The following is a 19,981-nucleotide window of genomic DNA, read 5'->3' on the forward strand; positions in this document are numbered from 1 at the left end:
CGGGCCGGCAGTGTCCTTTGGGGAAACTTGCAGCGCAGCATCGCTGGCGCGTCACTTGCGGCTGCGCACCAGCATGGTTGAGGCCTGCAGGATGGCGCGGGTCAGCAAGGCCATGGTTTTGACCTCGCCCTTCCAGTGCTGCCAGTACAGCGGCACGTCTTCCCAAGCGCGGGCTTTGACGTAGACCAAACGGCCGCTTTCCAGATGGCGGTGCACCAGCGGCAGTGGATTCATGGTCCAGCCCAGCCCGCCGAGGTTGGCGTGAACGAAGGCGCGGGTGGAGGGAATCCACCAGGTGGCGGCCTGCAGTGGTTGCTCGATACCGGCCAGACGGCGCGCGTAGCGGGCCTGCATGTCGTCCTTGCGGTTGAACACCAGCACCGGTGCCTGCGCCAACGTTTGGGCGTTCACGCCCTTGGCGAAGTAGCGTGCGTGAAATTCCGGAGTGCAGGTGGCGGCGTAGCGGATGCTGCCCAGCGCATGGATCTGGCAGCCCTGCACGGGCTCGGACAGGGTGGTCACCGCGCCCAATACCGCGCCCTGGCGCAGCAGGGCGACGGTGTGGTCCTGGTCTTCGGTGTGCAGGTCCAGCGTGGTGCTGGTGGTCTGCGAGAAGCGTTGCACCGCCTCGGGGAACCAGGTTTCCATGCTGTCGTGGTTGACCGCCACCGGGATGCTGGCGCGGGGCAGCTCGGCGTCGGAGATGCCGATGCGCTCGAATGCGTCCCGCTCCAGCAGGGCGGTCTGCTCGGCCAACTGCACCAGCACCTGGCCTTCCAGCGTGGCTTCGGTGGGGATGCTGCGCTTGACCAGCAATTTGCCGACGCGGTCCTCCAGCGCCTTGATCCGCTGCGAGATGGCCGAGGCCGTGACATTCAGCGACTGCGCCGCGCGCTCGAAGCTGCCTTCGCGGATCACGGCGGCCAGCGCCCGCAGTTGCGAGTGGTCAATGCGCATGAATTAAGTTTCGCTAAAGATGGTTAACGAAGTTTAGCTCTACTTTTCGATGTTGCGCTGCGACAATTGCCGCATCCGGTCGCTGCGGTGGTTGCTCCCGCCGGCCCTCCCCCAAGTAAAGGCAGTTCCCCATGTTTTCCGTTATTTCCGCGCAGGCCGCCGGTAGTGCCTGGCTCAGTGGTGCCGGTATCGGTATCGGCCTGTTCGCCATCGTCGGTGCGCAGAGTGCGTTCATCCTGCGGCAAGGCATCATGCGCCAGCACGTCATTCCGATCATTGCCACCTGCTTTGCCATCGACGGGATCTTCATCCTGGCCAGCGTGACCGGGCTGCGCACGCTCACCGACCAGATGCCGTGGCTGACCACCGTGCTGCTGTGGGGCGGCGTGGCGTTCCTGAGCTGCTACGCGGTGCTGTCGGCACGGCGGGCGATGCTGGGCGGTGGAGGCATGCAGCTGGACGACAACGCCGAGCAGTCGCTGCGTACCGCGTTGCTGGCGGCGGCGGGTTTCTCGATCATCAATCCGCACTTCTGGCTGGACATGATGGTGATCGGCTCGATTGCCGACAATTTCGGCGAGTCGCGCATGGCCTTCGCGGCCGGTGTGATCACCGCAAGCGGCGTCTGGTTGACCGCGCAGGGCTTGGGTGCACGCCTGCTGGCGCCGTTGTTCACCAAACAGTCCACCTGGCGCGTCCTCGACGGCACCATCGCGGTGATCCTGAGCGTGCTGGCCTTGACCCTGGCATTGCGCGGCGTCGGCTGAGCCGCAGTGCCACGCGGCAACCGGCAAATAGAGGGCGATCCTGCAGGCTGCAGGGTCGCCCTTCTGCTATCCGGTGTTGGGTGCTTCAACGCGTGCGAGGGCGCGCAGGCCTGATTCGGCCGATGAATCGCCGTGTGACTACCTGCGCCGCTGGGCGAACATCCATTCCCACATGGCGGGGTTGCGATAGGTCGGGTCCCAAGCGTTGTGCTGGGTGTCCGGATACTCGGTGTAGCGAAAGCCGGCCTGCAGCTTGTCGCTGGCCTGTGCGATGGCGCGGTCATCGTGCGGGAGCACCAGCGCATCGAGCGCGCCATGGAACATCCAGACCGGCACGCCATGCAGGCGCGAGGCGACTGCCGTGTAGGGATCGGCGAGGCCGGCGACTTGGTCCACGATCAAGCCGGTACGTTCCGCGCGCGGGGCCAGCAGTGCGCCGCAGATCGGCACCACCGCTGCGAACTGGGTTGGCCGGCTCAGTGCCAACTCCCAGGTGCCGTAGCCGCCCATGGAAATACCGCTGAGATAGATGCGCGCCGGGTCGGTGTCGAACTCTGCGTTGGCCGCATCCAGCGCTGCCAGCGCCATGCGCGCGTTGCGGCCGCGCCACTCTTCTTCGTCGGGCACCTGCGGGAACACCGCCAGCCCCGGGAAACTGTCCATGTGCTGGCTGATCCACGGGCCGACGCCGGCCTGCGTGGGCTTGATGCCGTCCTCGCCGCGTTCACCGGAGCCGTGCAGGAACAGCAGCACCGGCAGCGGGTGTGGCACCTGCGCGGCCGGCACAAAGACCTGATAGCGGAACTGGCGGCCTTCAAACTCCAGCTCGCGCGTGACGAACTGACCGCCCGCATTGCCGGGCAGGGTGGAGCTGCTGGCGCAGCCCGCCAACACGGACAGTAGAAAAATCAGCATCAGCTTGCGTCGCATGGCGGGTAATCACGTCAGGGCGGTGGCCGCAGCCTAACCCAGCCAAGGTCGCGTGCAGATGGCGATATGCCAGAATTGCCGGCCAATGCCTTCGCTGCCACGGCAGCACTTTCAGGAAGATGCCCGCATGAGGAAATTGCTGATCGCCACGCTGGTCCTGCTGCTGGCTGCCTGCAGCCAAGGCCCGCGCGGCACCTACAGCGATTCGGCGCAGTTGCTGCGCTATACGTTCGAGGCCGATGGCAAAGCCACGGTGTCGGCGATGGGGCAAGTGCAGCAGGCTGACTATGTGCGCGAAGGCGACACGGTGACGGTGCGCGTGCCAGGTTCGGAAGGCGCGCCGGTGGTGTTCAGCGTCAACCCGGATGGATCGCTGCTCGGGCCGATGGGGATTCGTCTGGAGCAGGTGGAGCTGTAATGCGGGACGCGACGCTCAACACCACTCGCTGTCGCATGGCTGAAGAATCCGACGCGTCTGTCGATAAGGTTTGCACCGGTTTGCATGAGGCTTTTCGACTTTCGGCATGGTGATCCTTTCGGCAATCCTGGCGGCAGTGATCGTGGGCGGTATCGCCTGGTTCTGGCTGCGCGGTCGTGTGCAGACGGCGGCACCAGTGCGCGGGGTGCGCGATTCAACGCCGGCCGAATCCGACACGCCGGTTGCCATTGCGCCGGTGGCGGCAGGCGACCTGCAGCGGCGGTTCTTGTTGCACGCGCTGGCGGTAGTCGATGACGCGCCGTTGCGCGTGCAGCGGGCGGTGGTGGAAGACGTGATCATCACCCTGGGGCGCGCGGACTTGTCCTCGCGCTATACGCCGCGCCGCCCGAACCTGTTACCGCAGCTGATACAGAGCGTCAATGACAGTGCCGCATCGTCCCGCTCGATCGCGCGCATCATCGGCAGCGACGCGGTACTTGCTGCGACCTTGCTGCGCATCGCCAACAGTCCGCTGTACCGGCTGCAGCGGCAGGATGTGCAGAGCATCGAACGCGCGGTGACCTTGATCGGCAACGACGGCATCCGCCAGATCATCTCGGCGGCACTGGTGCAGCCGGTGATGCAGGCCGCCAGCGGCGACGATGCGGTGTTCGCGCGGCAGTTGTGGGATTACACGCTGGTGTTGTCGCTGGCCGCTGCCGATCACGCGCGCAGCATGGAGCAGGAAGACGGCTTTGCCGCGCAGTTGGCGGGGCTGTTGCTGGGCTTGAGCGGCGCGATGGTGATGCAGGCCACCGCCGACGTGCTGGCACGTTCGCCGCTGCGCGCGCGCGAGCCGGGCACCTTGTTGGAGGCACTGGAACGCTGCACCGGCCCAACCGCGGTGCGCATCGCCGAGCATTGGAAACTGGCGGCGCCCATCGTGCAGGCGCTGCGCGATGTGGATGGCAACGCGGCGACCGGCTTGGCGCGTTCGCTGCAGGTGGGTCGCTTGGCGGCCAGTGCGGCGATGCTGCATGCCGGCGGCCGCATGCAGGAAGACCAAGCGCTGGCAGCGTTGGCGAGCGAGCTGCCGCCGCACGTCGTGGTGTGGCTGTGGAAACGGGTGAACCGGCAGACGCCGGACGACAAAAACTAAGCGCCAATCACACCGCTACAGCTGCGACTCCAGCGGCAACCAGCTGATCGCGCGGGTCGTGGCGCGTTGCAGGAACGTGGTGTCCGGCTCGGTTCGATAGGTGACCGGTGGTGTCGCGCTGCGGTCCAGCCAGCGCAGCTCCGAGCCTTTGCTCAGGTACACCCAATAACTCTGCTCGGCGTCTGACAGGCGCAGATATTCGGTGCGCAGCCGCGCCGCCAATACCGGATCGTCGAACAGCACGCCCATCTCGGTGTTGAGATAGGCCGAGCGCGGGTCCAGGTTGAACGAGCCGACAAAGCCGCGCCGGTCATCCACCACAAACGCCTTGGTGTGCAGGCTGGCACCGCTGCTGCCGAAGGTGGAGCTGCGGGGACCTTGGTCGTGCGGTTTCAATTCGTACAACTGCACGCCTCCGGCCAGCAGCGGCCGGCGGTAATGCATGTAGCCGCTGTGCACTGCCGCCACATCGTTGGCCGCCAGTGAGTTGGTGATGATGCCGACCTGTACACCGTTCTTCACTTGCCCGACCAGCGCCTTGGTGCCCGCCGCGCCGGGCACGAAGTAGGGCGATATCAGCAGCGATTTGTGCCGCGCGCTGCCCAGTACGTCGGCGAGGTGGGTGACCAGCCAGTCATTGGGATTGGCGTCCTTGCGCTTGTTCGGTGGGTCCGAGCGGATACGCACCTGCGAGGTCCAGTGCAGTGCCAGGCGGTTGCTGAGGTAGGCATCGTCCAGCCGCGCACGCACCCGCTGCAGATACGGCGCGGCGGCCTGTTCCCGGGCCTCGATTTCCGCCTGATCGATGAAGTTGTCCATCTGCTGCTGGGTGTTGTATTGCAGCGCGCTGATCGGCACGACTTCCTGGCTGTTCCAGAACGTGTCGAATACCTGGCTTGCATCGGCGGCGACCGGGCCGGCCAGCAGCAGGTCCAGGTCACGGAAGTTCACGTCCGGGCGCGCGTCGAAATACTCCTCGCCAATGTTGCGGCCACCCACGATGGCCACCCGGCCATCGGCGATCCACGCCTTGTTGTGCATGCGGTAGTTGATGCTGAAAGCACGTTGCACCATTTCCAGCAGCCGCCACAGGCCCTCACGGTTGCGGAAGGGGTTGTACAGGCGGATTTCGATATTGGGATGGGTGTCCAGCGCCATCATCTGCGCGTCCAGCCCGGCGGCATTCATGTCGTCCAGCAGCAGGCGCACCCGCACCCCGCGCTCGGCGGCCTGATAGACATCGCTGGCGAGCAGGTGGCCGACCATGTCGTCGTGCCACATGTAGTACTGCAGGTCCAGGCTGCGGCCGGCCTGGCGGGTGATGATGGAGCGCGCGGCATAGGCTTCCAGCCCTTCGGACAGATACACCGCGCCACTTTCGCCGGGGTGTTCGGCCAGCATCGGCGCCAGTGCGCGGTCGATCAGGGTCTGCGCGGGCTGCAGCGGCAAGGCCTGCGAGGGCGTGCCGAGCGCCTTGGGAGTGAGGTGGTCACCCAGCAGCAGGCCGCTGGCGACCAGCAGCAGCAACGCAGCGACGACATAACCGAGCAGGCGCAGCAGCCGGCGGCCACGGGGGCGGGTGTTTTCCATGCGCGCATCCTAGCGGTGTTCCGGGGTGTGGTCAGGGTAATTGCGCAACCGTGACGTTCCGGAGATGCCAGCGGGGGTGAAGCTGGGAGAGAATCGGGAATTGCGTTCCCTGGGCCTTAGCCGATGACCGACCGTTCCACCTCCTCCCGCGCACCCAGCCTTGTGGTGCAGATTGTCATTGGCCTGATTGCGGGCATCGTGCTTGCAATGGCCTGGCCGCAAGGCGCGACCGCCGTTGGCCTGCTCGGCACGGTGTTCATTTCCGCGCTGAAAGCGGTGGCACCGGTGCTGGTGCTGGTGCTGGTCACTGCGTCCATCGCCAATCACAAGCATGGGCAGAAGACCAATATCCGCTTCATCCTGGCGCTGTATGTGATCGGCACCCTGGCCGCCGCGTTGGTCGGTGTCGGTGCCAGCTTCCTGTTCCCCAGCGTGTTGACGCTCAAGACCGCCGCGCAGGCCGGCATGACCGCGCCGGGCGGCATTGGTGAAGTGCTCCATACGTTGCTGATGCAGGTCGTCGACAACCCGGTGCATGCGCTGCTCAACGCCAATTACATCGGCCTGCTGGCCTGGGCGGTGGGCCTGGGCTTGGCGCTGCGCCATGCCAGTGCCGGCACCCGTGTGCTGGTGACAGATCTGTCCAACGCCATCACCTGGGTGGTGCGCGCGGTGATCAAGCTGGCGCCGCTGGGCGTGTTCGGCATCGTCGCCTCGCTGCTGGCCGAGTCCGGGCTGGGCGCGCTGAAGAGCTATCTGCATCTGTTGTGTGTACTGGTCGGCGCGATGCTGTTCATGGCCTTCGTCGGCAATCCGCTGATCGTGGCCATCGTCACCCGTCGCAACCCGTACCCGCTGGTGCTGCGCTGCCTGCGTGAGAGCGGCATCACCGCATTCTTCACCCGTTCCTCGGCAGCCAACATCCCGGTCAACATGGAGCTGTGCCGCAAGTTGGGGCTGCAGGAGGAAACCTATTCGGTGGCCGTGCCGTTGGGCGCGACCATCAACATGGCCGGTGCGGCGATCACCATCTCGGTGTTGACGCTGGCGGCGGTCAATACGCTGGGCATTGCGGTGGACCTGCCGACCGCGTTGTTGCTGAGCGTGCTGGCCGCGGTGGGAGCCTGCGGTGCCTCCGGCGTGCCGGGCGGTTCGTTGTTGCTGATTCCGCTGGCCTGCGGCCTGTTTGGTATCTCCAATGACGTGGCGATGCAGGTGGTCGGCGTGGGGTTTGTTGTCGGCGTGGTGCAGGACTCGGCCGAAACCGCGCTGAATTCTTCCACCGATGTGGTGTTTGTCGCGGCTGCCGAACAGGCGCACGGGCGGGGCTGATGCGCATGCGCGAGCGGCTGACGCCAGCGGTGCGCATTGGCCTGTCGATTGCGTTCGCCACCGGCTTGTACGGCATTTCCTTCGGTGCACTGGCGGTGGCGTCGGGTTTCAGCGTCGCGCAGACCGCGGCGCTGAGCCTGTTGATGTTCACCGGTGGCTCGCAGTTTGCCTTCATCGGGGTGATCGCCGCCGGCGGTGCGGGCGGCGCGGCGTTTGGCGCGGCCACGTTGCTCGGCATCCGCAACGCGGTGTACGGCGCACAGATCAACCGCATGCTGATGCCACGCGGCTGGCTGCGGCCGATTGCCGCGCAGCTGACCATCGACGAGTCCGCCGCCACCGCCGCCAGTCAGCGCGCGCCGGATGAACAGCGGCGCGGTTTCTGGGTGGCCGGTATCGGTGTCTACGTACTGTGGAACCTGTTCACCCTGGTTGGTGCGTTGCTGGGTGATGCGCTGGGCGATCCGCGCCGCTGGGGCCTGGATGGCGCCGCGGTGGCGGCCTTTCTGGCGCTGCTGTGGCCGCGCCTGCGTTCGCGTGAACCGGTGGCCATCGCCATCGTCTGCGCGTTGGTGACCATGCTCGCCTTGCCGTGGGTGCCGGCCGGCGTGCCGATTCTGTTGGCAGCGGCGGTGGCGGCGGTCTGGGGTTGGTTTGGCCAAGGCCCGGCCGACGAAGGATTGGAACCGGATGTGGCGCTGCCATCCGACGAGGAGCGTGGGCCATGACGCTTTGGGGTTGGATATTGCTGGCCTGTTTGGCGGCGTGGGCGCTCAAATTCGCCGGCTATCTGGTGCCGGTGCGCTGGCTGGAATCACCGCGCATGAGCCGCGTGGCCGGCACCTTGACCATTGGTCTGCTGGCATCGCTGACGACGATGAACGCCTTGTCGGCCGGGCAGGGCGTGGTAGTCGATGCGCGCATCGGCGCAGTGCTGGTGGCCGCCGTCGCGCTGGCGTTGCGCGCGCCCTTCCTGCTGGTGGTGGTGCTGGGTGCAGCGGCCGCCGCGCTGTTGCGCGTGGTCGCTTAGGCAGGGATGCCGGCGCAGCGTAATCCCGGCAATCGAATGAGGCGTTGTCGGGATGCCGGGATGTCATCCCAGTCTGTGCCGGTGTCGCGAGGCCGCTCGGCTCAGAACTTCTGGCTGGACATCAAGAAGCGCCACTGGCCTTCGGGCATCTTGCTCAGGCCGATGCGGCCAATGCGCAGGCGGCGGATAGCCGTGGCCTGCAGGCCCACTTCGTTGCACATGAACTGCAATTGGCCCGGGCGCACATCCTTGATGGCAAAACGCAGGCGTTGCTCGCTCTGCCAGCTGACTTTGCACAAGGGCAGGCTGCGCCCTTCGTAGCGCAGGCCCTGGGTCAGGCGCGACATTGCCCACGGGCTCGGCTCGCCTTCCACATCCACCATGAACTCCTGCTCCAGCGAGGGGCCGGTTTCGATCAGGTGCCGGCGCACGCGCCAGTCCTGGGTCAGCACCACCAGCCCACTGGCCGCATCGTCCAGCGGCATCGGCATTTCCAGGCGCTGGTAATGGCGCTTCAGCAGGTGCTGGGTGACGGCATAGTCGGTGAAGTGGCTGCTTTCTTCGATCAGCGCCAGCAGATTGCCCGCGCCCACACCGGCCGGCTTGTTCAGCAGGAACGTTGCAGGCTCGGCACCGTCGGTATTGGCGTTGTCGGCCAGCGTCACCACTTCATCGGTGACCATGGTCTGCGGGGTTTCCACCACCACGCCATCTACGCTGACCCAGCCGCCTTCAATGTACTGCTGGGCCTGGGTACGCGAGCATTGCAGCTGCGCGGACAGGCGCTTGTCGAGACGGATCGGCGAGGTCATGGGGTCGGTGTTCTACGGCGGGCGGCGAGTGTAGCGCCGATGCGGCGCGGTCGCGAACGCCGGGGTCAGCCCGGTTCGTGTTCCAGCGCGGTCAAATACAGGCGCAGGTCGAACTCCAGCTGGTGGTAATCCGGCTCCATGTGCAGGCACAGCTGGTAGAAGGCCTTGTTGTGGTCGGACTCTTTGATGTGCGCCAGCTCGTGCACCACGATCATCCGCAGGAACTCGGCCGGGGCTTCGCGGAACACGCTGGCGATGCGGATTTCGCGGCTGGCCTTGAGCTTGCCGCCGTGATTGCGCGAGATGGCCGTGTGCGTGCCCAGCGCGTGTTTCACCACCTGCAGCTTGCCGTCGTAGAGCACTTTGCCCAAGGGCTGGGACTGGCGCAGATGGCGGTCTTTCAGCGCCTGCACGTACTCATAGAGCTGGCGGTCGTTGCGCACCGTGTTGGGTTGCGCATAGCGACGGCGGATGGCCTCGCCGAGCTTGCCTTCAGCCAGCAGCTCGCGGGCGCGCTGCTGCAGGGGTTCGGGATAGCCATTCAGGTACTTCAGGGTCTGCATCGTGGCTTTGCGGATTTGCAGGCGGGCTGGGGAACGGGCCGCTATCATGGCAGCCATCGGCAATAGAACACGAATACGATCATGGCAAAGGCAAATCCGCTGCAGGAACAGTTGCTCAAGGCTGGGCTGGTGAAGAAGTCCCAGGTCTCCCAGGTGGCCCGCGAGCAGGTCAAGGCGCGTCATGGCAAAGGCCCGGTTGCGGCCACCGAAAGCCAGCGCGAAGCCGAGCGTGCGCGCGCTGAAAAGGTCGAAAAGGACCGCGAACTGGCCGCCGAGCGCAACGCCCAGCGTCGTGCCGACGAACTGCGCGCGCAGGCGCGGCAGATCATCAATGACCGCAAACTGCCGCGCGGTGGTGAGCTGGAATACCGCTTCAACGATGGTGAAGTCATCCGCACCCTGTTGGTCACCGAAGCCCTGCGCAAGCAGCTGGCGTCCGGTGCGCTGGTGGTCGTGCGCCACGGCGACGGTTTTGAGTTGCTGGCCCGCGTGGCCGCCGAGCAGGTGCGCGCCCGGGCCGCCGAGCTGATCGTGCTCGACCACGGCCAGAGCGAAGACGCCGTCATCTCCACCGGCAATGCCGAGGACGACGCCTATTACGCCCAGTTCCAGGTGCCTGACGACTTGATGTGGTGAGCCTGCCGTTACGGCAGCGTTGAGCTGGCACTCAGGCAATTGCGCTAGGCTGGATCCCGGTTACTACGGAGCATCCAGCCATGGCCACCGGTTGGGCGGGCGACACCGCCGTTCAGGATCAAATTGACGCCACGGTAGAAGACGCGATCAAGCGTGCCCGCAGCCGCATGCCCAGCGGCCCGGGTTTGGAACATTGCGAGGAATGCGACGCACCCATTCCCGAAGCACGGCGCAAGGCCGTGCCCGGCGTGCGTTTGTGCATTGCCTGCCAGCAGGCGCTCGATGCCGAAGAATCGGCTGCCAGCGGTTACAACCGCCGCGGCAGCAAGGACAGCCAGCTGCGTTAGTGCTTGCCCGCCTGAGGCGGCAGCAACGCATTGAGGTATTGCTTCTGCACCGCAGGCCGCAGCAGGCGCGGCCGTTCCATCAATACAAAACGCACGCCCTTGACGGTCTGCGGCGCGGCCTTGGCGACGAAGCCGAATTTCTCGTAGACCGGCACCGCCACTTCCGATGAATTGACCGTGTATTCGCAGCGGCCGTGCGCATGCAGCGCGTGTTCCCACAACCTGCGTGCGATGCCCTGATGCCGCGTACTGCGGCTCACAAACAGATGATGGATGTGGCTGCCGTCGCGCATGGCGATCATGCCGCACAGCTGGCCGTTGTCCTCGACCAGGTAATGCGCAAACTGCGGCGAGCCCAAACGCTGGGCAAAGCTGTCGGCAGTCAGCGTGGCGAGAAAGGCGTGGGCACTGGCGCCGGTGTCGGCATCGAGCAGGTGCCGCGCCAGTGGCGTGACCAGCGCGCTGAGCGCGGCTGCGTCCGTGATGGTCGCATCGCGAAGTGTGCTGCTTTCACCCATTGGCCGCCTCCGTTGCCCTGTCCCTGCGCGGAGCATAGCGGCACTGGCGGCACTGGCGGCAGGCCGGTGCGAATGTCGCCGGTCGTCAATGCGTGGCGTTGCCCAGCCGGAAACTGCCGTTCCAACGCAGCAGTGCAAACGCACACCACAGCCAGCCTGCGGTGGCGATCAGCCCGCCGACCAGACCAATGTGCTGCATGCCCAGGTGCAGGCTGACCTGGCTGCCGATCAACGCGCCAGCACCGATGCCGATGTTGAAGATGCCGGAGAACAGCGCCATCGCCACATCGGTGGCGTCCGAGGCCAGGGTGAGCACCTTGGACTGCATCGACAGCGCGAAGGAAATCATCGCCACGCCCCAGATCGACACCAGCACATACAGCAGCCACGCATTGCCCAGGCCGCTGCGCAGCAGCAACAGGCATGCGGCCAGCGTGCCGATGGCGGTCAGCAGGAAGCCGCGCGGCCAGCGCATGCCATAGCGCGAAAACAGCACGCTACCGAGGAAACCCATGCCGCCGAACAACAGCAGCACCAGCGTGGTGACATGCGCGTCGAAGCCACCGATCTTCTGTACGAACGGCTCGATGTAGCTGTAGCCGGTGAACTGCGCCGAGATCACTACCGCCACCAGCACGTACAACGCCATCAGCGCCGGGCGTCGCAGCAACAGCGGGATGCTGCTGGCCGAGCCGCTGTTCTGGCTGGGCAGGGCCGGCAGCAGGCGTGCCAGCACCAGCGCTACCAGCAGCGCGACGCCGCCGATCGCCATGAAGGTCACGCGCCAACCCAACCACTCACCGACGATGCGGCCCAGTGGAATGCCCAGCACCATCGCCACCGAGGTGCCGGTAGCCAGCAAACCCAGCGCCTGCGGACGCTTGCCCTCGGGCGCCATGCGCACCGCCAGCGACGCAGTGATCGACCAGAACACCGCATGCGCAAGCGCGATACCAATGCGGCTGGCCATCAACACCGGATAACTCCAGGCCACGCCGGACAACACATGGCTGGCGATGAACAACGCAAACACGCCGAGCAGCAGCTTGCGGCGGTCGAAATTGCGGGTGAGCAGCATGCACGGCAGCGAGGTCAGCGCGACGACCCAGGCATAGATCGTCAGCATCAGCCCAACGTGTTCGATGGGCATGCCGAACGCACCGCCGATGTCGCTGAGCAAACCGACCGGCACGAACTCGCTGGTGTTGAACACGAAGGCAGCCAAGGCGAGTGCAATCACGCTGAACCAGCGTTGGCGGTCGCTGGGCTCGGCTGGGATTACGGCAACGGGAGATGTGGTGTCTGCCGGGTAGGCAGAGCAGGGGGCGTTGGCTGGGGAGGACATCGTTTGCGCAGGGGGCGGTCGGAAAGACCGGGGAACGGGTGCGATTTTCGCATGTTGCAGCGCAGCATGAATGAGATGCTGTGATTCAGCGGCTTGCCGCTGCCGTTGGTTCAGCGGAGTGATGGCGGTGCGGGAGTTCCCGCCGGGCTAGGGCACTCACCGGAAGCCGCGAGCTGAGTCCCTCTCCCGCGAGCGGGAGAGGGGTTGGGGTGAGGGCGCCTTTGATTTTTGGCTGTTAGCTGGGATCAGTGAGAGCCAAAAGCCAAAAGCCAAAAGCCGAAAGCCAAAAGCCAAAAGCCCAAAGCCAAAAGCCCAAAGCCCAAAGCCCAAAGCCCCCTCATCCGCCCTTCGGGCACCTTCTCCCGCACGCGGGAGAAGGGAAAAGCATGTTCTTCTGCAAGTAAGGCGTTCCCCTCAACCATCCCCTTCAATCACCCCGTGCACCGCATCACCCCCACGCCAGCGGCGCAGGCCGCGCTGGAAGAACAGGCTGTTGGGGATCTGCATCAAGGTGCCTTCGGAAGGGCCGCCGATCTCGTGCAGGGTGGTGTAGATCAGGTTGATATCTACCACGCTGCCTTTCAGGCCCGGCTTCTCGCCGTTCTCCAGCAGTTCGATCTGGTCACCCAGGCGGAACGGGCGGGTGGTGAAAATCAGGAACGTGCAGAAAATGTTGGACAGCACGCTCCACGCAGCAAAGAACGCCACCGCGCCGACGGCGGCAAACCCGGTGAACGCGGTCCACAGCACCGAAGGCTGCACGCCGATCTGGTTCAGGATCGCCAGCAGGGTCACCGTCCAGATGATGAAGCTGGAGAGCCGGCGGATGGCCATCTCGATGGGTTGCGGCAAGGTGTAGTGGCGGCCCAGACGCGACAGCAGGCGGCGGGTCAGCAGGCGCAGCAGCAGTGCTATCAGCAGGATCGCGACAATGTTCAAGCCGGTGGTCAGCGGGCCGATCCATTCGTGCATCGCCGGTGGCAGGTACTGCTTCATCTTCAATCTCCTTGCGGACTGCAGGCGCGTGGCGCATGCAGCGTGCCGGTCGGCCGGCATGGGGTGTGCCTGTGTGCCAGGCGCATCGCCGCGAAGCGGTGGTGCTTGCCCGGCACCTGAATCGGCAACGGTGGGGGAGGCGATTGTCGGCGATGCGGGCGTGGGCTGCCAACGCACAGGCGTTTAAACCTTTTGCACGGTGCCTGCATCCAATGGATATGCTCGATGCCACCGTGACCACTGCAGCCCCTTCATCGCCCGCCGTGGACGACACCGCGCTGGCCCGAGCCGCCGCTGCCGGTGACGTGCACGCCTACGAGCGCATCTACCGCCGCCACGCGCCGAAGTTGAACGCGCTGCTGTGGCGGCTATGCGGCGGCAATGCCGCCCGCGCCGAGGATGTGCTGCAGGAAACCTTCATCCAGGCATGGCGCAAGTTGCCGCAGTTCCGCTTCGAGAGCGCGCTGGGCACCTGGTTGCATCGGTTGGCGGTGAACACCGCACTGATGGAACTGCGCGCCAGCGCCACCTTTGAATCACTGGATGTCGGTGAGGACGGCTTGGAACTGATGTCGGACATGGCCGCGCCCGCGCGCTGCCACGCCACCGGCATGGATCTGGAGCGCGCGCTGCAGACCTTGCCGCCGCGTGCCCGTGCGGTGCTGGTGCTGCACGACATCGAAGGTTGGAAGCACCAGGAAATAGCCACGGAACTGCGGATGGCGGTTGGCAGTTCCAAAGCACAGTTGCATCGCGCCCGCGGCTTGCTGCGGGTGCGGCTTGGAGAAGCACGATGAATCAGAACGACAACGAACACGACAACGACGAGCTGGCCCAGCGCCTGCGCGAACTGCCTGCCGAGCGCGTCCCGTCAGCAGTGGTCTGGCAACGCATTGCTGCTGAACTGCAGCAGCCACGGCAGCCGGTGCCAGTGGTGATAACGCCGTCGATGCTGCGTCCGGTCATGCACCGGCAGCCTCGTCGTTGGCCTTGGCTTGCCGGTGCGGCAGCGGCGGTGCTGGCGCTGATTGGCACGGTGTCGCTGTGGATTCCGCAGGACCGCCCCGCGCCTGCATCGCCGTTGCAGGCCCAGGCCAATGCCTTGACCCATGAATACCGGTTGGCCATCGCCACCATTCCACAGGACAGCGTGCCGGAAGAACTGCTTCCGGCACTGCACGAACTCGATACCACGGCCGTTGATATCCGCCGCGCCATCGCACAAAGCCCGCAGGCTGCATTCCTGCTGGGACAACTGCAGCGCACCTACGCGCTGCGTCTTGAACTCACCCGGCAAGGCCTTGATGGCGCCGGGCTTTCCACCTGAAGGAGCATTCCATGAAGCCCTCTCTGAGGAATCTGCTGGCCGCCACGTTGCTGCTGGCGCCCCTGTCCGCCTTCGCCCAGAGCGCCGTCAACCAGCGTCTGCCGCTGTCCAGTGGTGGCCGGGTTGAACTGAACAACATTGCAGGTGCGGTCACCGTGCGCGGTTGGGATCGCAATGAAGTGCAGCTCACCGGAACGCTGGGTGACGGCCAGCGGCTGGACGTGGAGAACAGCACCAATCGCGTGCAGTTCAAAGTGGTGTATCCGCAGGGCCACAGCAATCGCGGCGCGACCCTGGAGCTGCGGGTTCCGCGCGCCGCGCAGCTGCAGGCGAGCACGGTCAGTGCCGGCATAGATGTAGCCGATGTGGATCTACGCCGTTTGCAGACCACGACTGTCAGCGGTGCCATCACCGTCAACGGCAAGGCCGATGAGGCCGAGATCAGCTCGGTCAGCGGTTCGATCCGTTCGCAGCTGCGGACGCCGCGGCTGGAGCTGCGCACCGTGAGTGGCGGGATCAACAGTAGCGGCGGAAGTGGTGGTGAAGTGACCGCCAACACGGTGTCCGGCGGCATCAACCTGGACCTGACGTCGGTGCAGCGGCTCAATGCGGAAACCGTGTCGGGCAACCTGGGCGTGCGCAGCGCCGGCTTGCAGCCGGGCGGGCGCATCAGCCTGCAGACGGTGAGTGCACCGGTGGCGCTGACACTGCCGGCACGCACCTCGGCACAGCTGAAAGTCAGCACGTTCAGTGGCGACATCAAATCCGACGTGGGTCAGGTCGAGCGCCCGCGATATGGCCCGGGCAGCAGCCTGGACGCACGCATCGGCAGCGGCGATGGCGATATCTCCATCAACGCGCATTCGGGTGATGTGCGGGTGAGTTTGAGCGGGCGGTGAGCGCTTGAGCCCCAAGCGATCCGAGCCCCTCTCCCGCGTGCGGGAGAGGGGTTGGGGTGAGGGCATGTCGAGATCAGTTCAAATGAAAAAGTCGCCGGCGGATCCGAAGTGGGCTCCGGGCTCCCGAGAGAAATCAAAAGCACCCCTCATCCGCCCCTGCGGGGCACCTTCTCCCGCTCGCGGGAGAAGGGATGGAGTCAGGCATTTCCACTTCTTCGAGCCTCAGCCCTTCTGCTTCTTCGAGCCTCAACCCTGCGCAGCAGCCAACGCCAATCCCTGCACCACCCCAAATGACGGATCGCCATGTACCAGCGTGGCGCTTGGGAACGCTGCCGCAGCGGTGCGCTGCACATAACCGGCGCGTGACATGCCGCCGGTGAGGAACACCGCTGCCGGGTCGTGGCCGATGTCTTCGCGCACCTGCTTCAACAGGCTTTCCAGCTCGCTGAGATAGGTGCCTGCGGCCTGGGTCAGATGCGGTGCGTCGGTTTCCACGTTCAAGCCCGGCTCGATGAAATCCAGTGCGCTGGCGTGGCGATCATTGCTGCTCAGTGCGATCTTGCAGTGTTCCACCGCGCGGTACAGGCGCGCGGTATTGCCGGTGTCCTGCAGTGCCTGCATGCGCGGCCCGTACGGCGCTTCCACCGACGCGTAGTCGTGCTGACGGAAATCACGTTGGCGCGGCATGTCCTGCACCATCGCTGCTTCCACATAGTGGTGCGTCGGCACACGGGTGATGCCGCGCCCGAACAGCGGCATGTAACCGGCCAGGCTCAGCGCGAGATCGATATCGGTGCCGCCGCGTGCGATGCCCCAGGCGCGGTGAATCTGTGGTGCCTCGCTGCCGCCGACGCTGGCGTGGGCGATGTCGGTGGTGCCGCCGCCGACGTCGACGATCACCGCTTCATGGCGCGTGTCGCTGACGGCGTGGTAATGCATCGCCGCTGCGGCCGGTTCTTCCAGAAACTCCACTTCGTCGAACCCCGCTGCCAAGGCTGCGCCGCGCAGGATGTCCAGCGCCTGTGCATTGCCGGCGTCGCCGATGGAGCTGCGGAACTGCACCGGGCGACCGAGCAGCGCGCTGCGCACGTTCTGGCCCAGCTGCTTGGACGCGGTGAGACGGATGTGTTCGAGGATGTGCGTGGCGATGCCGGTGATGGTCTGCTTGGCGCGTGGATGCAGGTTGTAGCCCAGCATCGACTTGGGGCTCTGCACCAGGTTGCCTTCGTTCTCCTCGAAGTAGGCTTCCAGCGCATCGTCGCCGTAGACGGCGTTCTGCAGCAGCGTGGTGGAGCTTTGCGGCTCGCGGATGCGTTCTTCCATCCATTGCCGTCGCACCACGCGCATGGCGTCGCTGCGCAGCAGGTCGTGGCTGCGGTTGGTGCCGGCGGCGCGGGAGGCGCGACGGCCGGATTCGATCAGCTCTTCCAGCTGCTGTTCCAGCGCCGGGGTCAACTCGAAATCGTTGGGATCGCGCATCACCTCGGGGAAATACACCGTGGTGCGGAACTGCAGCGCGTCGCCGAACTGCACCGGCACCACCTTGCCGTCAACGTGAGCGGCGGCGGCCGAGTTGCTGGTGCCGAAGTCAATGCCAAGTTTCATGGAGCGGGGGGCTTCTGCGGCTAAAACGGCCGCGCACTTTACTACGCGGCCGGGCTGGAAGCGTGAGAGCGACCGTGAGCGGCTACAATGCCCGGCCCCTTCATGTTCCGGGAGCTGTCATGTCCGTCTCTTCCTGCCCGCAGTGCTCGCTGCAGAACGTCTACCCCGATGGTGCGCTGTGGATCTGCGCCGATTGCGGCCATGAATGGACGCCCGGTGAGGCGGCAGCCAGCGAACTGGTCGTGCGCGACAGCAATGGCAACGTGCTGGTGGCCGGCGACACGGTCACGGTCATCAAGGACCTGAAGGTGAAGGGCTCCTCGATCCCGCTCAAGCAGGGCACGGTGATCCGCAACATCCGCCTGGTCGAGGACGATGCCGAAAACATCGAAGGCAACTCGGACAAGATCAAGGGACTGGTGCTGAAGACCTGCTTCCTGCGCAAGGCTTGAGAAGCAGGAGTGGGTAACGCCTGAAGGGCCCGCAGCAGCACAGCCGCTACGAACCCCTCATTCCCCGCTCCCAACTCCCCGTTCCCAGCCCCAGCTCAGTGCGCCGCATGACGCGCCTCCAGGCGCCGAATGCCATCCAGCTTGGTCTGGTAAATGGCCCGTTGCTCGTCGCTGCCTCCCAGGGCGCGGGCGCGGGTCATTTCACGTTCGGCCATGCGGTTGTTGCCGCTCAGGAAATAGGCCCGCGCCAGCCCGAAATGGAACTGGTGCGCGCGGCTGTAAAGCCGCACCGCCTTGCCGTAGTAATGCACCGCCAGCGCGTAATCGGCGGCGCGTTCGGCCTGTACGCCCTGCATGAACTGGTAGAACGGATCACTGTTGCGTGAGCGCTCCAGCCGCTTCTGCAACTGCCCGGCGCGGCGCGTGTCGCCCATCTGCAGATACAGCTTGGAGGCGTTGTGCAGCGACGGGGCGTGGTCCTTGTTGATCGACAGTGCTGTCTCGAAATCGTGGCTGGCGGCGTTCAGGTCATTGACCCGCGAATTGAGCACGCCCAGGTTGCTCCAGGCCGGCACGAAGCGGGGCTCCATCTGCAGCGACAGGTCGAAGTAGCGGCGCGCTCCCGGGTAGTCGTGCTCGGCCAGCCGGTCGGCGCCACGGTTGTTGTAGAAATGTGCCAGTGCCCGTCGGTCGGATATCTGTCGCGGACCACGGCTGTCGTAGAGCACGTTGCTGTCCAAGTCCATCGTGGCGATGCGGCCGTTCACGCGCAGCCCGGCGTTGACGTGGCCGGCGTTGAAAATCAGCCCCTGTTCCTGATACCAGGTAACCACTTGGCCGACCTCCTGCACATGCGCCTCCAGCCCAACTTCGCGGGCCAGGGCGACGAACAGCAGGGTGAAGGACAGGCAATTGGCGCGGCGCTGCTGCCAGGTTTCGGCGATGGTCAGGGTCGCATTGGTGTCGTACTGCAGGCCCAGACCGTCGGGCTCGAAAATCACTTCGACCAGCCGTTGCAGGCGTTTTTCCGGTGCGTTGGTGGTGTTGGTAACGCGCTCGCGCAGCAGCGCTTTTATCTCAGGCGGGATGACCATGACCTGCTCGGGCGGCGGAATGTCCACGGCCGGCAGCGGCGCAGGCGTCGGCGAGAGCGAGGTGACGGCAAGCAGGGCAAAGGCGTTCCAACCGATCATGGCGACCACCCGGAGGTTGCTGCGGCAGCCCGAGTGTATGCCTGTGCAGATGGACCGGCGTGAGTGCCGGATCAACGCTGAGCGAGTCGTTTAGCGTTGGTATGAGGCACCGGTCGCGAGCCGCATCGACCTCCGCCCGACATGCCGCCGGCAGTGACGCTGCGCAATCCACAGGCCGTGTGGATCAGCCCTTGGCAAACATGTGGATAACCTTCGGCAGGCCCCGGAGCGCTTGGGTCGCCGGGCGCTGGCTATAATTTGTCCAGCGGGCGTCCCAGTGATGGGTGGGGTCTGCTAGTATCCGCGGCCCCAGTCAGTATCGGCGGCCGTTACCTGCAGGCCAGCCGGCGGCGTTCGACGCGAAACCATGAACAAGTTCCTTCCCTCTGACCAGGCACAGCTCTCGCTGGGCATTGGCAGTGACATCCCCACCGAGCGCCTGTTTTTTGCGGTGCTGCCGGATCCGCTCACCGCTGAGCGGGTTGCCGAGCTGGCCGATGGGCTGCGGGACGAACATGGGCTGGAAGGGCATCCGCTGGCGTGCGAGCGCCTGCACATCACACTGCATCACGTCGGCGACTACGCCGGTCTTCCGCCCAGTCTGTTGGCCAAGATGCGCCAGGCCGCCGGCCGCGTGCGCATGCCCGAGTTCGAGGTCTGTTTCGACCAGGTGGGTAGCTTTGCCGGCAACCGCCAGAACCCATTCGTGCTGCGCAGCGAATATGGCGCCGAACTGCTGACCGGCCTGCACGAAGAACTGGCGCGCTGTCTGCAGGGCGTGGGCGGCAAGACCGACCCGCGTTTCACCCCGCATATGACGCTGCTGTATGACAAGCGCCGCATGCCGATCCAGCCGGTGCAGCCGCTGCGTTGGTTCGTGCGCGAGTTCGTGTTGATCCGCAGCTTCCTCGGTCAAAGCCGCTACCAGCTGGAAGGCCGCTGGCAGCTGGGGTAGGAGCGGCTTCAGCCGCGAAGCAGGTGCTGCTTCCGCCCCCGGAAGATCTGTAATCACGCTGTGTCGGAATGTTGGCTCTACCGGCTTCGCGGCTGAAGCCGCGCCTGCGCGGGGCGTTTACCCGCGTCCACCCTGTGAGGCAGGATGCGT

General features: G+C 65.5%; 23 protein-coding genes. 13 read left to right on the top strand and 10 right to left on the bottom strand.

The features are described from left to right. Positions 1–51: 51 nt before the first annotated feature. Positions 52–957 carry a LysR family transcriptional regulator ArgP gene (locus tag ACREP4_RS09160; RefSeq protein WP_431595875.1) on the bottom strand — a complete coding sequence of 302 codons (906 nt, stop codon included), beginning with the start codon at positions 955–957 and terminating at the stop codon, positions 52–54. 131 nt (positions 958–1,088) lie between these two features. Here ACREP4_RS09160 and ACREP4_RS09165 point away from each other — a divergent pair, with 131 nt between their 5' ends. After that, positions 1,089–1,724, top strand: a complete 636-nt coding sequence (locus ACREP4_RS09165; protein WP_431595876.1) for a LysE/ArgO family amino acid transporter — start codon at positions 1,089–1,091, stop codon at positions 1,722–1,724. A gap of 138 nt (positions 1,725–1,862) precedes the next feature. On the opposite strand, the gene ACREP4_RS09170 is transcribed toward ACREP4_RS09165, so the two are convergent. After that, positions 1,863–2,654 (bottom strand): prolyl oligopeptidase family serine peptidase, encoded by a 792-nt coding sequence (locus ACREP4_RS09170; protein ID WP_431595877.1) that lies wholly within the window; start codon positions 2,652–2,654, stop codon positions 1,863–1,865. Positions 2,655–2,781: 127 nt separating this feature from the next. Between ACREP4_RS09170 and ACREP4_RS09175 the strand changes: the two genes are divergently transcribed. Both ACREP4_RS09175 and ACREP4_RS09180 read left to right on the top strand, forming a co-directional pair. Further along, positions 2,782–3,072 carry a hypothetical protein gene (locus ACREP4_RS09175; RefSeq protein WP_431595878.1) on the top strand — a complete coding sequence of 97 codons (291 nt, stop codon included), beginning with the start codon at positions 2,782–2,784 and terminating at the stop codon, positions 3,070–3,072. A 106-nt stretch (positions 3,073–3,178) separates the two neighbouring features. Beyond that, positions 3,179–4,231 carry an HDOD domain-containing protein gene (locus ACREP4_RS09180; RefSeq protein ID WP_431595879.1) on the top strand — a complete coding sequence of 351 codons (1,053 nt, stop codon included), beginning with the start codon at positions 3,179–3,181 and terminating at the stop codon, positions 4,229–4,231. A gap of 15 nt (positions 4,232–4,246) precedes the next feature. Here the strand turns inward: ACREP4_RS09180 and ACREP4_RS09185 are convergent, their stop codons facing one another. After that, positions 4,247–5,821: a phospholipase D family protein gene (locus ACREP4_RS09185; protein ID WP_431595880.1), complete on the bottom strand. Its 1,575-nt coding sequence runs from the start codon at positions 5,819–5,821 to the stop codon at positions 4,247–4,249. 123 nt (positions 5,822–5,944) lie between these two features. Here ACREP4_RS09185 and sstT point away from each other — a divergent pair, with 123 nt between their 5' ends. From sstT to ACREP4_RS09200, 3 genes are read left to right on the top strand one after another with little or no spacing between them, the layout of a single operon-like run. Continuing rightward, positions 5,945–7,153 carry a serine/threonine transporter SstT gene (gene sstT, locus ACREP4_RS09190; RefSeq protein ID WP_431595881.1) on the top strand — a complete coding sequence of 403 codons (1,209 nt, stop codon included), beginning with the start codon at positions 5,945–5,947 and terminating at the stop codon, positions 7,151–7,153. Beyond that, positions 7,153–7,881 (top strand): AzlC family ABC transporter permease, encoded by a 729-nt coding sequence (locus tag ACREP4_RS09195; protein WP_431595882.1) that lies wholly within the window; start codon positions 7,153–7,155, stop codon positions 7,879–7,881. The genes sstT and ACREP4_RS09195 overlap by 1 nt, the downstream gene beginning before the upstream one ends. Beyond that, positions 7,878–8,183: an AzlD domain-containing protein gene (locus tag ACREP4_RS09200; RefSeq protein WP_431595883.1), complete on the top strand. Its 306-nt coding sequence runs from the start codon at positions 7,878–7,880 to the stop codon at positions 8,181–8,183. The genes ACREP4_RS09195 and ACREP4_RS09200 overlap by 4 nt, the downstream gene beginning before the upstream one ends. A 101-nt stretch (positions 8,184–8,284) precedes the next feature. Here ACREP4_RS09200 and ACREP4_RS09205 read toward each other — a convergent pair whose 3' ends face one another. Both ACREP4_RS09205 and ACREP4_RS09210 read right to left on the bottom strand, forming a co-directional pair. Beyond that, positions 8,285–8,995, bottom strand: a complete 711-nt coding sequence (locus tag ACREP4_RS09205) for an rRNA pseudouridine synthase (protein ID WP_431595884.1) — start codon at positions 8,993–8,995, stop codon at positions 8,285–8,287. A 65-nt stretch (positions 8,996–9,060) separates the two neighbouring features. Next, entirely contained in the window at positions 9,061–9,558 is a 498-nt protein-coding gene (locus ACREP4_RS09210) for a YgjP-like metallopeptidase domain-containing protein (RefSeq protein WP_431595885.1), read from the bottom strand. A gap of 81 nt (positions 9,559–9,639) precedes the next feature. Between ACREP4_RS09210 and ACREP4_RS09215 the strand changes: the two genes are divergently transcribed. Further along, entirely contained in the window at positions 9,640–10,194 is a 555-nt protein-coding gene (locus ACREP4_RS09215; protein ID WP_431595886.1) for a DUF2058 domain-containing protein, read from the top strand. Positions 10,195–10,274: 80 nt separating this feature from the next. Continuing rightward, positions 10,275–10,541, top strand: coding sequence for a DksA/TraR family C4-type zinc finger protein (locus tag ACREP4_RS09220; RefSeq protein WP_431595887.1), 267 nt, complete (start codon positions 10,275–10,277; stop codon positions 10,539–10,541). On the opposite strand, the gene ACREP4_RS09225 is transcribed toward ACREP4_RS09220, so the two are convergent. From ACREP4_RS09225 to ACREP4_RS09235, 3 genes are all read right to left on the bottom strand, one after another. Beyond that, a complete protein-coding gene (locus ACREP4_RS09225) occupies positions 10,538–11,059 on the bottom strand; it encodes a GNAT family N-acetyltransferase (RefSeq protein ID WP_431595888.1) in 522 nt (173 codons plus the stop codon). The genes ACREP4_RS09220 and ACREP4_RS09225 overlap by 4 nt on opposite strands. Before the next feature lie 85 nt (positions 11,060–11,144). Next, positions 11,145–12,404: a sugar transporter gene (locus ACREP4_RS09230; protein WP_431595889.1), complete on the bottom strand. Its 1,260-nt coding sequence runs from the start codon at positions 12,402–12,404 to the stop codon at positions 11,145–11,147. A 414-nt stretch (positions 12,405–12,818) separates the two neighbouring features. Then, the gene (locus ACREP4_RS09235) at positions 12,819–13,400 is read right to left on the bottom strand and encodes a mechanosensitive ion channel domain-containing protein (RefSeq protein ID WP_431595890.1); all 582 of its coding nucleotides are present in this window, start codon (positions 13,398–13,400) and stop codon (positions 12,819–12,821) included. Positions 13,401–13,618: 218 nt separating this feature from the next. Between ACREP4_RS09235 and ACREP4_RS09240 the strand changes: the two genes are divergently transcribed. The 3 genes from ACREP4_RS09240 to ACREP4_RS09250 are packed head-to-tail and all read left to right on the top strand — an operon-like array spanning position 13,619 to position 15,626. Beyond that, the gene (locus ACREP4_RS09240) at positions 13,619–14,197 is read left to right on the top strand and encodes an RNA polymerase sigma factor (protein ID WP_431596154.1); all 579 of its coding nucleotides are present in this window, start codon (positions 13,619–13,621) and stop codon (positions 14,195–14,197) included. Beyond that, a complete protein-coding gene (locus ACREP4_RS09245; protein ID WP_431595891.1) occupies positions 14,194–14,727 on the top strand; it encodes a hypothetical protein in 534 nt (177 codons plus the stop codon). Before ACREP4_RS09240 ends, ACREP4_RS09245 begins: the two co-directional genes overlap by 4 nt. 11 nt (positions 14,728–14,738) lie before the next feature. Further along, positions 14,739–15,626 (top strand): DUF4097 family beta strand repeat-containing protein, encoded by an 888-nt coding sequence (locus ACREP4_RS09250; RefSeq protein WP_431595892.1) that lies wholly within the window; start codon positions 14,739–14,741, stop codon positions 15,624–15,626. Positions 15,627–15,872: 246 nt separating this feature from the next. Here the strand turns inward: ACREP4_RS09250 and ACREP4_RS09255 are convergent, their stop codons facing one another. Further along, a complete protein-coding gene (locus ACREP4_RS09255) occupies positions 15,873–17,231 on the bottom strand; it encodes an Hsp70 family protein (protein WP_431595893.1) in 1,359 nt (452 codons plus the stop codon). A gap of 119 nt (positions 17,232–17,350) precedes the next feature. On the opposite strand from ACREP4_RS09255, the gene ACREP4_RS09260 reads away from it, so the two are divergent. Continuing rightward, positions 17,351–17,683: a zinc ribbon domain-containing protein YjdM gene (locus ACREP4_RS09260; protein ID WP_431595894.1), complete on the top strand. Its 333-nt coding sequence runs from the start codon at positions 17,351–17,353 to the stop codon at positions 17,681–17,683. Between the two features lie 95 nt (positions 17,684–17,778). Here ACREP4_RS09260 and ACREP4_RS09265 read toward each other — a convergent pair whose 3' ends face one another. Next, entirely contained in the window at positions 17,779–18,876 is a 1,098-nt protein-coding gene (locus ACREP4_RS09265) for a transglutaminase domain-containing protein (RefSeq protein ID WP_431595895.1), read from the bottom strand. Between the two features lie 367 nt (positions 18,877–19,243). Here ACREP4_RS09265 and thpR point away from each other — a divergent pair, with 367 nt between their 5' ends. Further along, positions 19,244–19,831 (top strand): RNA 2',3'-cyclic phosphodiesterase, encoded by a 588-nt coding sequence (gene thpR, locus ACREP4_RS09270; protein WP_431595896.1) that lies wholly within the window; start codon positions 19,244–19,246, stop codon positions 19,829–19,831. Positions 19,832–19,981: the final 150 nt, after the last annotated feature.

This window comes from Stenotrophomonas sp. (genome assembly GCF_050737575.1).
In the GTDB taxonomy this organism is placed as follows: Bacteria; Pseudomonadota; Gammaproteobacteria; order Xanthomonadales; family Xanthomonadaceae; genus Stenotrophomonas.